A 15,357-nucleotide genomic window follows, 5' to 3' on the forward strand; every position below is an offset into this window, starting at 1 on the left:
CTCGTACAAGCAATGGACGCTGCGTCGAGCCGAGCAGTCGGGACACGACACCCTGTCGATCACGCGTCGATCACGCGTCGATCACGCGGGCTCCAGCCACCCCGCCAGGTCCCCCGCCGTGATCCGCTCCAGCGGCGCGGCGTCGACCGGACCCGGGTAGAGGCGGTACGCCGTGCCGGACGCGGCGTCCTCCGCGCCCGCCAACTCGCCGTGCAGAAGCGCGAGAAGGGCACGGCGGCCGGTCAGCTCCGGCTCGGCACACAGCGCGTCCGGCTCCCAGCCGTCGCGGATGCGCAGCGCGAAGTCGGCGCGCGGCTCGTCCTCGGCACGGCGGTAGCCCCACAGGACGTGACCGCGGCCGCGTACGTACACGTCGCCTTCGGTGCGCGCCGCCGCCGTCCAGCAGGCCAGGTCCCACAGGGTGGCCCGGCCGCGCGGCTGGAACGAGTCGAGCAGGTCGTTGCCGATGTGCGCGAGCTGCCGCTTGTAACGCCACACGTCGTGGTTGCCGCCGGTGGTGGCGAGGGTGACGTCGGCCCACCACGCGCGGCGCGTCCGCAGGTCGACGATCATCGGCACCCGCAGCGTCGCGTCGCCCGCGAGGTCGAAGCGCTGGCGGACGGTGCGCGGGTCGTAGACGGCCCGCCCCTTGCCCCCGACACCTTCGACACGTTCGACACCTTCGACACCTTCGACCGCCATGAACCCCGCGAAGGCGTCCGGGAGTTCGTCGAACGGCACGTCGTTGTACGAGAGGACCGCGGGCACCACGAACCGCACCCCCGTGCCCGCCAACCGCGGCAGGTCCAGGTCCAGGTACTCGGTGGCCCCGTGCGGGGCCGGCGCCGAGGTCAGGTCCCCGGAGTGCCGGGCGGCGCCGCCCGCGTACTCAAGCTGCGTGTAGTCGCAGAGACCGACGAAGCGCCACAGGTCGTCGTAGAGCGCGACGGACAGGTCGAGGTCGACGCGCAGGCCCTTGGGCTGCAGCCAGTGCAGGAAGAGCCGCACGGTCTCGCTGTCCTTCGGCATGGGCAGTGAGCTGCCGCGCGGCACCGCGACCAGCGAGGCCGCCGACGCCCGCTCGGCGAACGGCACCGGCAGGTCGGCGAGCGAGGCGTCCAGGACGGCCACGTCGTACCGCTCCCCCTCGCGCGCCGCGAGCCGCCGCACGGCCTCCGCCCCGATCAGCTCACCGGCCCGGCCCGCCACCCGGGCAGGCAGCGGCGGCCGGTGGTCCTCGACCGCGTACGCCTTGGTGACCCGCCCGCGCGGGAAGAAGACGCGGCGGTGCCCCGGCACGGAACGGACCTTCATCCGCCCGTACGCGCCGAGCAGCGGCCCGGGAGCGGTGCGCGGCAGGGCGTCGGCGAGCGCATCGCCCACCGCGGCCGGGAGCGTCGCCGAGCCCGACCGGGCCAGCAACAGGTCGAGGCGGCGCAGGAGTTCACCGGGGCGCTCGCGAAGGAGTCCGGCGGCGGCCTCGGTGTCCCAGCGGCCGAGCGCCTCCTCGACGAGCCCCTGCCAGGTGACGACGCGCAGCCGGTCGCCTTCGAGGCGGACGTCCTCGTGCCGGGCGGCCTCGGCGAGCAGCGTCTCGCCGAGGGCGCCGTCGCCGATGCGGGTCCCGCGCAGGACCGCGAAGGCGAGCGCCACGCGCGCGTGCCGGTGGGCGCCCTCGAAGGGGTGCAGGATTTCACCGGCCCGCTTCCACGCGCGCGGGTGGCGGGCCATGTCCTCGGCGAGGCGCCGGAAGTCGAACGCGTCGAGCAGGGCGAGGAGTTCGCGGCGCACGGGCCGCGAAAGCCCCCGCAGGCGCGGCAGTTCGAGCAGATCGGGGTCGCCCCCGGAACGTACGACGAGTACGCGCAGCACATCCGTGGCGGTATCGGCGTACCGCCCCACGAGCGCGCGCACGTCGGGCACATCGAGCAGCGGCGCGAGCGCGAGCGCCTTGCTCTCGCGCAGCGGAATGGCGGCCGGGAGCCAGTTCGCGGCGTCGGCCGGGTCCAGGTGCCCGAGGAGCAGGACCAGGTCGTCGTGGTCCTGGGGGTTGAGAGGCGTGCGGCGGGCGAGCAGCGCGGCGAGTTCGGCGGCTGCGTCGCCCGGCGCGCCGAGGCGCAGCGCGCGCAGGATCTCGCCGCCGTCACCGCCAAGGCCCGCCCCTGTGTCGATCCAGGGATCGGTGGGCCCGTCCGTCTCGTAACGCTGCTCGCAGATCGGGCAGCCGTACCAGACGCAGCACTCCTCGCAGCAGCCCCAGTCCAGCATCTTCGGGTGGCAGTCGTCGCACAGCAGATGCGCGCAGGGCGCGAGCGCACGCACCCGGGCCTTGGTGCCCGCGCAGTTCATGCAGGGCTGGTGCGGCTGGGCGGCGAGGTGTGCGAGGACGGTCGCGGTGAAGCGGTCGTACGCGTGCTGGTAGGGGATCTCGTCGGGGAACCGACGGAACAGCGGGGCATGGTGACGGTCGGAGCCCATCAGGGCGTCGACATCGGCGAGCAGCCCCCGCCCGGTCACCGCGAGGTCCTGGGCGGACAGCGCGGTCAGCGCGCGGCGCAGCGGGGCGGTCAACAGGTGCCCGCGGTCGGCGAGTTCGGCTTCGAGGACGACGACGGCGGCGTCGCTCACGGCGGACCGTCCGGCGCCTTCGGGAACGTACACACTCTGCCGACGGCGGAGCAGCAGTCCCGCGAGGTCGTCGTTCGTCGTTGTCGCCGTCATCAGGTCACACCCCCGTAGTACAGAAAGGCGGGGGCGGGGAGTGGATGCGCTACGGATCTTTTGCAGAGAAGAGAAAGAAGGAAGCACATCACGGAGCCGCCCCCGCGTACCTGACGGTACGCGGGGGCGGATAAGGCGTCACACGATTAAACGCCGAGGGCCCCGTAGGGGCGCGGGGAACTGTGCGACCAGCCCCCACGGTCCGCGGAGGCCGACGGCGAGCGACGAGGCAGACGGATCCGCCAGGCCGGTTCCCGCTGAGCCCGAGGCGCCTAGCCCTCGATCGACGTCATCACGTGCTTGATGCGCGTGTAGTCGTCGAAGCCGTACGCCGAAAGGTCCTTGCCGTAGCCGGACTTCTTGAAGCCGCCGTGCGGCATCTCCGCGACCAGCGGGATGTGCGTGTTGATCCAGACGCAGCCGAAGTCGAGGACCTTGGACATGCGCATGGCGCGCGCGTGGTTCTGCGTCCAGACCGATGAGGCCAGGGCGTAGTCGACGCCGTTCGCGTACGACACGGCCTGCGCCTCGTCCGTGAAGGACTGGACGGTGATGACCGGGCCGAAGACCTCGTTCTGGATGATCTCGTCGTCCTGCTTGAGGCCCGAGACGACGGTCGGGGCGTAGAAGTAGCCCTTCTCGCCGACCCGCTGACCGCCGGCCTCGACCTTGGCGTGCGCCGGAAGGCGGTCGATGAAGCCGGAGACCTGCTTCAGCTGGTTGGCGTTGTTGAGCGGGCCGAAGAGCACGTCCTCGTCGTCCGGCTGGCCGGTCTTCGTGTCGGCGGCGGCCTTGGCGAGCGCCGTCACGAACTCGTCGTGGATGGACTCGTGGACGAGCACGCGCGTGGCGGCCGTACAGTCCTGGCCCGCGTTGAAGAAGCCCGCCACCGAGATGTCCTCGACGGCCTTGGCGATGTCGGCGTCCTCGAAGACGACGACCGGCGCCTTGCCGCCCAGCTCCAGGTGGACCCGCTTGAGGTCCTTGGACGCGGACTCGGCGACCTGCATGCCGGCGCGCACGGAGCCGGTGATGGAGGCCATCGCCGGGGTGTGGTGCTCGACCATCGCGCGGCCCGTGTCACGGTCGCCGCAGACGACGTTGAAGACGCCCTTGGGGACGATCGAGCCGATGATCTCGGCCATCAGGACGGTCGACGCGGGGGTCGTGTCCGAGGGCTTGAGGACGACGGTGTTGCCCGCGGCGAGCGCCGGGGCGAACTTCCAGACACCCATCATCATCGGGTAGTTCCACGGGGCGACCTGCGCGCAGACGCCGATCGGCTCGCGGCGGATGATGGAGGTCAGACCCTCCATGTACTCGCCGGCCGCGCGGCCTTCGAGCATCCGGGCCGCACCCGCGAAGAAGCGGATCTGGTCGACCATGGGCGGGATCTCCTCGGACCGCGTGAGTCCGATCGGCTTGCCCGTGTTCTCGACCTCGGCGGCGATGAGCTCCTCGGCGCGCTCCTCGAACGCGTCGGCGATCTTCAGCAGGGCCTTCTGACGCTCGGCGGGCGTCAGGTCACGCCAGGCGGGGAACGCGGCCGCGGCCGCCTCCATGGCGGCGTCGACGTCGCTCTGTCCCGACAGCGGCGCGGTGGCGTAGGACTCGCCGGTGGCGGGGTTGACCACCTCGGTGGTCCGGCCGTCGGCGGCGTCCCGGAATTCGCCGTTGATGTAGTTACGCAGACGGCGCAGCTCGGTGGTCACGTCCTGCCCTCCTGATGTCCAGTGGATGAGACACCCACCCTAGTCGTTCTACAGACGCTTTCAACATACCTGCAGGCCCAGAACTGCGAAATCCGTGACGTTCGAAGCTCCAAACAACGAATTTCATCGATCTGCCCTTGCGGAACTGTCGAGTCCCGTGCACCATGGGGTCGTGGCCAGTCGCAGCGCAGATTCCAGCAGTTCCCGACACGGGAACGCTTCTTCGTCCATCGACGCCGTCTCCCTGGCGATCATCGAGCAGCTTCAGGAGGACGGACGCCGTCCGTACGCCGCCATCGGCAAGGCCGTGGGCCTGTCCGAGGCAGCCGTACGGCAGCGCGTCCAGAAGCTGCTCGACCAGGGCGTGATGCAGATCGTCGCCGTCACGGACCCGCTCACCGTGGGATTCCGACGGCAGGCAATGGTCGGCATCAATGTCGAGGGCGATCTGGATTCCGTCGCTGAGGCCCTGACGGCCATGGCCGAGTGTGAGTACGTGGTGATGACCGCGGGCTCCTTCGACCTGATGGTGGAGGTCGTCTGCGAGGACGACGACCACCTTCTCGAAGTGATCAACAAGCGCATCCGCGCCCTCCCCGGCGTGCGCTCCACCGAGAGCTTCGTCTACCTGAAGCTCAAGAAGCAGACCTATATGTGGGGAACCCGATAGCCGTGAGCAAGGACCTCAGCCAGACCGCGTACGACCACCTGTGGATGCACTTCACCCGCATGTCGTCGTACGAGAACGCGCCCGTTCCCACCATCGTGCGTGGCGAGGGCACCTACATCTTCGACGACAAGGGCAAGAAGTACCTCGACGGCCTCTCCGGCCTGTTCGTCGTCAATGCCGGCCACGGTCGTCACGAGCTCGCCGAGACCGCGTACAAGCAGGCTCAGGAGCTGGCCTTCTTCCCGGTGTGGAGCTACGCCCACCCCAAGGCCGTCGAGCTGGCGGAACGTTTGGCCGACTACGCGCCCGGCGACCTCAACAAGGTCTTCTTCACCACCGGTGGCGGCGAGGCCGTCGAGACCGCGTGGAAGCTGGCGAAGCAGTACCACAAGCTCACCGGCAACCACACGAAGTACAAGGTCATCTCCCGCGCGGTCGCCTACCACGGCACCCCGCAGGGCGCCCTGTCCATCACCGGTCTGCCCGCGCTCAAGGCCCCCTTCGAGCCGCTCGTCCCGGGCGCGCACAAGGTGCCGAACACGAACATCTACCGCGCCCCGATACACGGCGACGACCCGGAGGCCTTCGGCCGCTGGGCCGCCGACCAGATCGAGCAGGAGATCCTCTTCGAGGGCCCCGAGACCGTCGCGGCCGTGTTCCTGGAGCCCGTGCAGAACGCCGGTGGCTGCTTCCCGCCGCCGCCCGGCTACTTCCAGCGGGTGCGCGAGATCTGCGACAAGTACGACGTGCTGCTCGTCTCCGACGAGGTCATCTGCGCCTTCGGCCGTCTCGGCACGATGTTCGCCTGTGACAAGTTCGGCTACGTCCCGGACATGATCACCTGCGCCAAGGGCATGACCTCGGGCTACTCCCCGATCGGTGCCTGCATCGTCTCGGACAAGATCGCCGAGCCGTTCTACAAGGGTGACAACACCTTCCTGCACGGCTACACCTTCGGCGGCCACCCGGTCTCGGCCGCGGTCGGCCTCGCCAACCTCGACATCTTCGAGAAGGAGGGTCTGAACCAGCACGTGCTCGACAACGAGGGCGCGTTCCACCAGACCCTGCAGAAGCTGCACGACCTGCCGATCGTCGGCGACGTCCGCGGCAACGGCTTCTTCTACGGCATCGAGCTGGTGAAGGACAAGGCCACCAAGGAGACGTTCAACGACGAGGAGACGGAGCGCGTGCTCTACGGCTTCCTCTCCAAGGCGCTCTACGACAACGGCCTGTACTGCCGCGCCGACGACCGTGGCGACCCGGTCGTCCAGCTGGCCCCGCCGCTGATCTCCAACCAGGACACCTTCGACGAGATCGAGGGCATCCTGCGGCAGGTCCTCACGGAGGCCTGGACGAAGCTGTAGTCCGTATAGACGGATCAACACCGGCCCCGGGGGCGCCCGTTCGAGTGAGAACGGGCGCCCCCGGGCCGCGTCGTTTCCAGGCAGCGCGGCCTGGATCCCTAGCGTGCCCAGTGACCGATCGGCCCCGCCTTCGTTCCCCCGTACGGGGGAGGCAAACTGATCTGAACCGAGGTGTACGTGATGGTGGCCCCGCCGGACAACGATGTGCTGTGGGCACGCGCTCTGCATGTCACACACAACGGCTCGCCCGCGCTCACCGGCGTATCGATCGGTGTCCGCGAGGGCGAGATCCTCGCCGTGAGCGGACCGCGCGGCAGCGGCAAAACGACTCTCCTGCGCTGCCTCTCCGGCCAGCTCCTGCCCGAGCGGGGCGAGGTCTGGTTCAACAGCACGCCGGTGCACACGATGCGCCTCGCGGTCCGCGAGCGACTGCGCCGCGACCGCTTCGGCTGGATCGACCCGGAGCCGCACCTGGTGCCCGAGCTCACCGCCTGGGAGAACGTCGCGCTGCCGCTGATGCTGCGCGGCATCTCGAACCGCGGGTCCCGGACCGTCGCCCAGGAGTGGATGGAGCGCCTCGACATCGGCGACTGCACCCGCAAGCGTCCGCACGACCTGCTGCAGGCCCAGCGCCAGCGCGTCGTCATCGCCCGCGCCCTGGTCACCATGCCGTCGGTGATCTTCGCCGACGAGCCGACCGCGCCCCTGCACCGCGCCGACCGCGCACACGTCCTTCGTACGCTGACGACCGCGGCCCGCTCGCACGGCATCACGGTGGTCCTTGCCACGCACGACGCGGAGGTCGCGGCCCTCGCCGACCGCACGGTCTCGCTGCTCGACGGGCGGCGCGTGAACACGGTGCATCTGCCGGGAATGGCGGGTGATGCCGCCCCGGCCACCAGGGGGGACGCGGACGCCGACGAGGGCTCGGGTGAGGGCTCCGTCGCGGGCGACACCGACACGGAAGGCCGGGCGGCGTGCTCGCTCTCCGTCTAGCCCGCGGCGCCCGTCCCCTGGTCCAGCTGCGCCGCCTGCTCGTCGCCGCCGCTTCGGCGGGCACCGGCTTCCTGCTGCTGTGCACGCTGGGGTACGCGATGGGCCACCCGGAAGCGTCCGGCGGGGCCGCCCTTCGGCTCGCCTGGTGCGTGGCGCCGATCGCCGCAACCGTGTACTTCGCCGTCACCGTCGCCCGTACGGATCCGGCGACGCGGCCGCGCTCCGGACTCTCCGCCGTGGGGCTCGGCCCGGCCCGGCTCAGGGTGCTCGCCGCGATCTCCACGGCCGTGGCCTGCTCGCTCGGCTCGATGGCGGCGCTGCTGTTCTTCCTGCATCTGCGGGGCGATCTGACGGGGCTCCCGTTGGACGGCGCGGCGGCCGAACTGCTCGCCGCCGACGCGCCGTTGCCGCTCGCCGCCGCGCTGACCCTGCTCACCCTGGTGCCGCTGAGCGCCTCGGCTGCCAGCGCCCTCGTGCTCCGGCCGAGCCCCGCGAAGCCCGCCGCCGAGCGGGAGCAGGACGACCCGGAACGGCCGGACGCGCCCGCTGCCGCGCCGAGCGGGCTGCCCTGGGGGGTCTCGCTGCTCGCCGCGGGTCTCGCCGTGGAGACGTACGCGAGCCGGGCGGGCGGGGCCGCCGGGGAGTCAGCCCTCGCCATGCCGGGCGGCCTCACCGGCGGCTCCTGGGGTGTGCTCGCCGGATGGGGAATCACGGCGCTCGGCCTGGCGGTCGCGGGCCCCGGCCTCACCTACCTCTGCGGACGGATGCTGCAGTCGGTACGGCCCGGCGCGATGCGGCTGCTCGCGGGGCGCGCGCTGCAGGAGGAGGCCCGGCGGATCGGCCGGCCGCTCGGGGTGCTGTGCGCGGTGGCGTCGGGCGGGTACGCGGCGCTGACCCTGCACTCCGGCAGCCGCCCCGACATCGGTCCGCTGACCACGCTCGGCTCGCTCCTCGTCGTGGGCTGCGCGGTCCTCACCCTGGCCACGGCCGCGATCGAGGCGAAGAACGCGCGCTCGGACACGACGGCCGCGCTGCTGCAGCTGGGGGCTCCGGTGACGATGCTGCGCGGCTCGGCGGCGCTGCGCGCGGGCGCCCTCGCGGCCGTGTTCGGCCCGCTGACGTGGTTGGTGGCGGAGCTGGCGGCACTGCCTCTCGTCTGAGGCCGCCGCTCGTCCGAGCCGGAGAAAAAAGTTCGCGCCCTCCGATGAGTTCCGCGTCGAACGGACGTCTACCCCTCCGTACGGCACACGACGCACCAACCACACAGAGCTCAACGGGAGAGACACTCATGTACCAGCAGATGATCTTCGTCAACCTCGCCGTGAACGACGTCGACAGCACGAAGAAGTTCTTCACGGAGCTCGGCTACACGATCAACCCGCAGTTCACCACGGACGACTGCGCCTGCGTCGTGATCAGCGACACCATCGTCGCGATGATGCTCGGCAAGAAGCGCTACCAGGACTTCACGACGAAGCAGATCGCGGACTCGACCACGACCAGCGAGGCGCTCCTCTGTCTGAGCGCCGAGAGCCGCGAGAAGGTCGACGAACTGGTCGACAAGGCCGTGGCGGCCGGCGCCACCGAGGGCCGTACGCAGGACTACGGCATGATGTACGGCCGCAGCTTCGACGACCTGGACGGCCACACGTGGGAGATCATGTGGATGGACCCGACCGCCGTCGAGGGCTGAGCACGACCGCCCGGCTGTGCCTGCTTAGCATGGGCGGATGCAGTCGACTCCCGAACCCGCATCCGCCCACGCGTCATCGCCCGCCCAACTCCCGGGCGGTGACCGTGAGATCGAGACCCTCGCCGAGTTCGACGAGGTCGCCGCGCGGGGCTCGCTGGCCGGCTGCCGCGTCCAGGGCATAGATCTGACGGAGCGCACGTCCGCGCTGCGGGCCTGCGACGCCAAGGGCGCGGTGTTCCTCGGCTGCCCGATGGAAGAGGGCGCGGCCGACGCGATGCGGTCCGCGGGGGCGTTGGTGTTCCCGCCGGTGCCGGGTCTGCCGTTCGACCCGTACCGAGGCCTTCTCTACACGCCCGACGAGTTGTTCGCCGGGCTCGCCGAAGGCGGGTACGACGCGACGCCGGACGCCCGCGCGTACGCCTGGTTCCAGGAGACCAAGGCGGACGGGGACATCTTCTCCTCGATGCTCCGCGCGATCCACGACGACTCGATCTCCGACGCCCTCGACGAACTGCTCGTCGGCGCACGGGTGGTGGGCGTCATGGGCGGCCACGCGATGGCCCGTGGGACGGAAGCGTACGAGGGTGCGGCGCGGCTCGGCCGTTCGCTCGCCCGCGCGGGCTTCGTGGTCGCGACGGGCGGCGGCCCGGGTGCCATGGAGGCCGCGAACCTGGGCGCGTACGCGTCAGTCTTCCGCGACGAGATGCTGGACGAGGCACTGGAACTCCTCTCGAAGGCCCCTTCCTTCACCCCGTCGATCACCGAGTGGGCGCGGGCGGCCTTCGACGTCCGCGAGCGCTGGCCGGACGGCGGCGCGTCGGTGGGCATCCCCACCTGGTTCTACGGCCACGAGCCGCCGAACGCCTTCGCCACCCACCTGGCCAAGTACTTCGCCAACGCCACCCGGGAGGACGGTCTGCTCGCCCGCTCGAACGCGGGCGTCGTCTTCCTGCCCGGCGCGGCGGGCACGGTCCAGGAGATCTTCGACGCGGCGACCCCCAACTACTACGAGTCCCGGGGCAAGCCGGCCCCGATGGTCCTGGTCAACCGCACGCACTGGACACAGACACTCCCGGCCTGGCCCCTGCTGCAGGCGCTGGCGCAGGGCCGCTCGATGGGGCCGACGATCGCCTTGGTGGAGGGCGTGGAGGAGGTCCCGGCCGCACTGGCATCCCTCCCGCCGGACGGGCCGAGCGCGACGAGCTCATGACGCCGACCGGCGGCCACTCAGCCTTCCAGCCCGCCCGGCGAACCTTCCAACCCGCCCCGTGAACCTTCTAGCCCGCCCCGCGAACCATCCACTCCGCCCGGCGAACCATCCAGCCCGTCCCGCGAACCTTCTAGCCCGTCCGGCGTTTGAGGACGAACTCGGCGAAGCCGGTGATGACGGCACGCAAGGCCCCCGCGCAGCGGGTTTTCGGGAAGGGGCGGGGTTGGGGAAATCAAGTCACCCGAACGAGGCCCGCTCCAGCCAGAACTCCAGCAACTCCCGCTCCCCCAGCACCTCCACAGCGCCGCCATCCAGAGACCGCCGCCGATAGAAGGCCAACAACACCTCAGTAAGCGGCCCCCGCAGAGCAACCGTCGCCTTCTCATGCCCCCGCCGCCAGCTGAACCCGTCCTCACCGAACTCAATGACCCACTCCGCATTCAGCCCCGCCGGCGCATCAGTCGCATGCAGATGGATGCTGCGGCCCGCACCCCGCAGCTCAGCGGCACTGTCCCCCGGCTGGGACCGCTGCACGTACTGCACGATCTCCAGCCACTCATCGATCGCGTCGGCAGCGACATCAGCCGCGACCTCATACGGGACCCCCGCGGCGATCGCCGCGTCCGCACGGTGAATGGCCACCTCATGCGTCATACGCCGCGCCCAGAACCCGGCGTTCCGCGGCTCGGCCCAGGTCCACACCGGGGTATCGGCGCTCACGGCGGGCAGCGTCTTCAAGGCCAGCTCGGCGGTCTCCGCAAGCCAGGCGTCGAGCGCGGCGGGGTCGTCGCCCTCGGGACCACGGATACCCGGGACCTTCTCCTCCGGGATGTCGTCCGTGGCCCGGGTGGCGACCAGCTGCTCGGCCCAGCGCACGGCACCGCCGACGTGGCGGGCGAGGTACCCCAGGGACCACTCCGGGCAGGTCGGCACCGTGGCCGAAAGGTCGGCTCCGGCCAGGGTGACCCGCAACTGGCCCAGCTGATCTGCGATTTCGGCGCAGTGGCGGTCGTAATCCAAAGACGTCATGAGGCGCACCCTAGATCGACCGCGCAACCCGGGCACCCGAGTTTCGCCCCCACGCCCCACGCCCCCACGCCCCCAGGCCACCTCAGCCCAGAACCACGACATCCCCCACGTCAAAGGCAACCCCCACCGTCTCCCCCACCCCAGGCGCATCCCGCAACGCACAGGCCGCCTCAAGCCTCGGCCCCGCCCCGGGCTCCAGGTGTACGGCGACATGCGTGCCCCGGAAGGTCCGCGCCGTCACCATGCAGGGCAGCCCCTCGTCGGCGGGCACGAGCCGCACCCCGGCGGGCCGCACCAGGAGCCGGCACCGGCCGTCCCGTACCCCCGGAGGCACCGGGATCTTGCCCCAGGCGGTGTCCGCCACGTCACCGGCCACCGTCGCGTCGACGACGTTGTCGAAGCCGAGGAACCGCGCGACGAACTCGTCCGCCGGGTTCCGCCACACCTCAAGTGGCGTACCGGACTGGGCGATCCGCCCATCGCGCATCACGACGACCCGGTCCGCGAGCGCGAACGCCTCGCCCTGGTCGTGCGTGACCGCGAGCACCGTCGTACCCAACTCGTCGAAGAGCTCCCGGAGTTCGACCACGAGCCGTTCCCGCAACGAGCGGTCGAGCTGCCCGAGCGGCTCGTCCAGCATGAGCAGCCGCGGCCTCGGCGCGAGCGCACGCGCGAGGGCGACGCGCTGCTGCTCGCCGCCGGAGAGCGAGGCGACGACCCGCCGCTGCGCACCCGGAAGCCCCACGAGGTCGAGCAACTCGGCCACCCGGTGGGCCTGTTCGCCCCGCGCCACGCCGTGCATCCGCAGCCCGAAGGCGACATTGCCCGCCACGTCGCGCTGCGGGAAGAGCTGATGGTCCTGGAACATCAGGCCGACGCCCCGCCTGTGCGCGGGCACCCCCCGCTGGTCCCGTCCGTCGAGCAGCACCTGCCCGCCGTCCAGCTCCTGCAGCCCCGCGACCGCCCGCAGCAGCGTCGACTTGCCGCTGCCGCTCGGCCCGAGGACGCACACGATCTCGTGCTCGGCGACCTCGAGGCCGACGCGGTCGAGCACGGCCCGCGCCCCGAACCGCACCGTCGCATCCGTCAGCGTCAGCAGCCCCACACCAGCAGCCGCACCCGCAGCCACACCCGCGGCCTCACCCATCAGAACTCCCCAGTCGTGCGATCGGTACGGAGCCGTTCGAGCAGCAGCAGCGACACCGCGCACACCACCATCAAGATCGTCGAAAGGGCCATCGCCTGCCCGTAGTTGAGCTCCCCGGCCCGCCCGAGGAGCCGGGCAACGGCGACCGGCAGCGTCGGATTGTCCGGCCGCGCGATGAACACGGTCGCGCCGAACTCGCCCAGGGACACCGCGAAGGCGAACCCGGCCGCGATCAGCAGCGCCCGCCGCACCATCGGCAGGTCGACCTCGCGCCACGCCCGCAGCGGCGACGCCCCGAGCACGGCCGCCGCCTCGCGCAGCCGTCCGTCGACCGCGCGCAGGACGGGAAGCATGGTGCGTACGACGAAGGGCACGCCCACCAGTGCTTGCGCCAGCGGCACCAGGATCCAGGTGGAGCGCAGGTCGAGCGGCGGCTCGTCCAGCGTGATCAGGAACCCGAAGCCGACCGTCACCGCGGACACCCCGAGCGGCAGCATGAGCAGCGCGTCGAAGCCGCGCACCAGGCGGCCGGCCTTCCGGGTGAGCGCCGCCGCGGCGAGACCGCCGATCACCAGGGCGATGGCGGTGGCGGCGAGCGCGTACTGGAGGGAATTCCAGACCGCGTCGATCGGCGGGACCAGGAAGGCGCCGCCCTCCGCCGATGTCAGCTCCTGGTAGTAGGTGAAGCCATAGCCGTCCGGGCCGCTCAGCGACCGCTCGATCAGCACGCCGAGCGGCAGCAGGATCAGCACGGCGATGGTGAGCATGACACCGCCGAGGAGCGCCCACTGCCCGGCGCCGCGCGGCCGCCGGGCGACCGTGGAGGCGTCGACCAGCTTCAGGGCGGTCTCCCGCCTGCGCACGGTCCATGCGTGCACGGCGAGGATCAGGCCGACCGCCACGAACTGCACGATCGTCAGGACGGCGGCCGTCGACAGGTCGAGGAGCTGGGCGGTCTGCCGGTAGATCTCGACTTCGAGCGTCGAGTACGCGGGTCCGCCGAGGATCTGTACGACGCCGAAGGAAGTGAAGGTGAACAGGAAGACCATGAGCGCGGCCGCCGCGACCGCGGGGCCGAGCGCGGGCAGCGTCACCGTCCGCCAGGCCCTCCAGCGCGAGGCGCCGAGCATCCGCGCGGCCTCCTCCTGGCGCGGGTCGAGCTGCGACCAGAGCCCGCCGACGGTCCGTACGACGACGGCGTAATTGAAGAAGACGTGCGCGAGCAGAATCGCCCACACGGTCGTGTCGAGCCGCAGGCCCCACATCTCGTCGAACAGCCCCCCGCGCCCGACAAGGGCGAGGAACGCGGTCCCGACGACGACCGTCGGCAGCACGAACGGCACGGTGACGGCGGCCCGGAGCACCTGCTTGCCCCTGAACTCGAAGCGCGCGAAGACATACGCGCCGGGGAGCGCGATCAGGAGCGTGAGCGCGGTCGACGCGAGCGCCTGCCAGGTGGTGAACCACAGCACGTGCCGCACGTCGGACTGCCCGATGACCTCCGCGATCCGCCCGAACTGCCACTCACCGTCCACCTTCAGGCCGCGCGCGACGATCGCGGCGACCGGATAGGCGAAGAAGACCGCGAAGAACGCGACGGGCACGGCCATGAGACCGAGCCGCGCCGCGCTCCCGCGTGTGAACCCCTTACGAGCGGGGGCCTTTACTTCAGTACGAGCGAGGTCCACGACTTGACCCACTGATCACGGTTGTCGGCGATCTTCTTCGGGGCCATGGTCTCCGGCTCGTCGACCTTCACGCCGTGCTTGACGAACAGCTCGGGCAGCTCGACGCCCTCCCGCACCGGGTTCACGAACATGTTCAGCGGCATGTCCTGCTGGAACTCGGTGCTGATCAGGAAGTCGAGCAGCGCCTTGCCGCCCTTCTCGTTCTTGGCGTTGCCGAGCAGACCCGCGTACTCGACCTGCCGGAAGCAGGTGCCGGTCGCGACGCCGGTCGGCGCCTCCTTGGGCTGCGGCTTCGCGTAGAGCACCTCGACGGGCGGCGACGAGGCGTAGGAGACGACCAGCGGCCGGTCGCCCTTGGCCTTCTTGCCGCCGGTGGAGCCGGAGAACTCCTCGCTGTAGGCCTGCTCCCAGCCGTCGACGACCTTGACGCCGTTGGCCTTGAGCTTCTTCCAGTAGCCCTGCCAGCCGTCGTCGCCGTACTGGGCGGCGGTGCCGAGCAGGAAGCCGAGCCCGGGCGACGAGGTCGACGCGTTCTCGGTCACGAGGAGGTTCTTGTAGGCGGGCTTGACCAGATCGTCGAAGGACTTCGGCGGCGCCAGCTTCTTGTCGGCGAAGTACTTCTTGTCGTAGTTGACGCAGATGTCGCCGCTGTCGACGGGCGTCACGCGGTGCTTGTCCTGATCGACGCGGAACTGCGAGGCGATCTGGTCCGAGCCCTTGGCCTCGTACGACTGGAAGAGGTCGTTGTCGAGCGCCCGCGACAGCAGGGTGTTGTCGACGCCGAAGAAGACATCGCCCTGCGGGTTGTCCTTGGAGAGGATCGCCTTGTTCACGGCGGCGCCGGCGTCCCCGTCCTTGAGGACGCTGACCTTGTAGCCGGACCGCTTCTCGAACTCCTTCAGTACGTCCTTGGAGACGCTGAAGGAGTCATGGCTGACCAGCGTGACGTTCTTGGAATCTGCGGCCTCGTCGCCGCTGCCGTCGGAGCTGCCGCAAGCGGAGAGCGCGACGAGCCCGAAGGTCACCGCGACGGCGGTGACCGTGACCTTCTTGGTGGTGCTCACTGAATTCAATCCTCCTGGGGGTGACCAGGAAGAGACGCGGCCCTGCCCACGGACCGGAAGGGT

12 protein-coding genes are annotated in these 15,357 nt (G+C 70.8%); 6 read left to right on the top strand and 6 right to left on the bottom strand.

The genetic code is table 11. The features are described from left to right. Positions 1-81: 81 nt before the first annotated feature. Complete coding sequence (locus AB0G47_RS23655; RefSeq protein ID WP_360773277.1) at positions 82-2,721, bottom strand: MXAN_6230/SCO0854 family RING domain-containing protein; 2,640 nt, start codon at positions 2,719-2,721, stop codon at positions 82-84. Positions 2,722-2,993: 272 nt separating this feature from the next. After that, complete coding sequence (locus AB0G47_RS23660) at positions 2,994-4,433, bottom strand: gamma-aminobutyraldehyde dehydrogenase (protein WP_360773280.1); 1,440 nt, start codon at positions 4,431-4,433, stop codon at positions 2,994-2,996. 157 nt (positions 4,434-4,590) lie between these two features. Between AB0G47_RS23660 and AB0G47_RS23665 the strand changes: the two genes are divergently transcribed. The 6 genes from AB0G47_RS23665 to AB0G47_RS23690 all read left to right on the top strand — a co-directional run bounded on the left by AB0G47_RS23665 (position 4,591) and on the right by AB0G47_RS23690 (position 10,366). Beyond that, on the top strand, positions 4,591-5,103 hold the full coding sequence (locus AB0G47_RS23665) for an Lrp/AsnC family transcriptional regulator (protein WP_360773284.1): 513 nt from the start codon (positions 4,591-4,593) through the stop codon (positions 5,101-5,103). Then, a complete protein-coding gene (locus tag AB0G47_RS23670) occupies positions 5,088-6,467 on the top strand; it encodes an aspartate aminotransferase family protein (protein ID WP_360773287.1) in 1,380 nt (459 codons plus the stop codon). The genes AB0G47_RS23665 and AB0G47_RS23670 overlap by 16 nt, the downstream gene beginning before the upstream one ends. A gap of 180 nt (positions 6,468-6,647) precedes the next feature. Then, a complete protein-coding gene (locus AB0G47_RS23675) occupies positions 6,648-7,463 on the top strand; it encodes an ATP-binding cassette domain-containing protein (RefSeq protein WP_360773289.1) in 816 nt (271 codons plus the stop codon). Next, a complete protein-coding gene (locus tag AB0G47_RS23680) occupies positions 7,445-8,623 on the top strand; it encodes a hypothetical protein (protein WP_360773292.1) in 1,179 nt (392 codons plus the stop codon). The genes AB0G47_RS23675 and AB0G47_RS23680 overlap by 19 nt, the downstream gene beginning before the upstream one ends. 128 nt (positions 8,624-8,751) lie before the next feature. Next, on the top strand, positions 8,752-9,156 hold the full coding sequence (locus AB0G47_RS23685) for a VOC family protein (RefSeq protein WP_266871149.1): 405 nt from the start codon (positions 8,752-8,754) through the stop codon (positions 9,154-9,156). Between the two features lie 37 nt (positions 9,157-9,193). Continuing rightward, entirely contained in the window at positions 9,194-10,366 is a 1,173-nt protein-coding gene (locus AB0G47_RS23690; protein WP_360773295.1) for an LOG family protein, read from the top strand. 237 nt (positions 10,367-10,603) lie between these two features. On the opposite strand, the gene AB0G47_RS23695 is transcribed toward AB0G47_RS23690, so the two are convergent. The 4 genes from AB0G47_RS23695 to AB0G47_RS23710 form a co-directional block, all read right to left on the bottom strand. Beyond that, positions 10,604-11,395, bottom strand: coding sequence for a maleylpyruvate isomerase family mycothiol-dependent enzyme (locus AB0G47_RS23695; RefSeq protein WP_360773298.1), 792 nt, complete (start codon positions 11,393-11,395; stop codon positions 10,604-10,606). Between the two features lie 82 nt (positions 11,396-11,477). Further along, positions 11,478-12,542, bottom strand: a complete 1,065-nt coding sequence (locus AB0G47_RS23700; RefSeq protein ID WP_360773301.1) for an ABC transporter ATP-binding protein — start codon at positions 12,540-12,542, stop codon at positions 11,478-11,480. After that, positions 12,542-14,230 (bottom strand): iron ABC transporter permease, encoded by a 1,689-nt coding sequence (locus AB0G47_RS23705; RefSeq protein ID WP_360773303.1) that lies wholly within the window; start codon positions 14,228-14,230, stop codon positions 12,542-12,544. Before AB0G47_RS23705 ends, AB0G47_RS23700 begins: the two co-directional genes overlap by 1 nt. Beyond that, a complete protein-coding gene (locus AB0G47_RS23710) occupies positions 14,206-15,294 on the bottom strand; it encodes a thiamine ABC transporter substrate-binding protein (RefSeq protein ID WP_360773306.1) in 1,089 nt (362 codons plus the stop codon). Before AB0G47_RS23710 ends, AB0G47_RS23705 begins: the two co-directional genes overlap by 25 nt. Positions 15,295-15,357 lie beyond the last annotated feature (63 nt).

The sequence above is a fragment of the Streptomyces sp. NPDC021622 genome (genome assembly GCF_040640795.1).
GTDB lineage: Bacteria > Actinomycetota > Actinomycetes > Streptomycetales > Streptomycetaceae > Streptomyces.

What these genes read in the sequence shown, in the direction of transcription:
- AB0G47_RS23655 (WP_360773277.1), bottom strand. Translation starts at nt 2,721, where the DNA reads ATGACGGCGACAACGACGAACGACGACCTCGCGGGACTGCTGCTCCGC.
- AB0G47_RS23675 (WP_360773289.1), top strand. Translation starts at nt 6,648, where the DNA reads ATGGTGGCCCCGCCGGACAACGATGTGCTGTGGGCACGCGCTCTGCAT.
- AB0G47_RS23685 (WP_266871149.1), top strand. Translation starts at nt 8,752, where the DNA reads ATGTACCAGCAGATGATCTTCGTCAACCTCGCCGTGAACGACGTCGAC.
- AB0G47_RS23690 (WP_360773295.1), top strand. Translation starts at nt 9,194, where the DNA reads ATGCAGTCGACTCCCGAACCCGCATCCGCCCACGCGTCATCGCCCGCC.
- AB0G47_RS23695 (WP_360773298.1), bottom strand. Translation starts at nt 11,395, where the DNA reads ATGACGTCTTTGGATTACGACCGCCACTGCGCCGAAATCGCAGATCAG.
- AB0G47_RS23700 (WP_360773301.1), bottom strand. Translation starts at nt 12,542, where the DNA reads ATGGGTGAGGCCGCGGGTGTGGCTGCGGGTGCGGCTGCTGGTGTGGGG.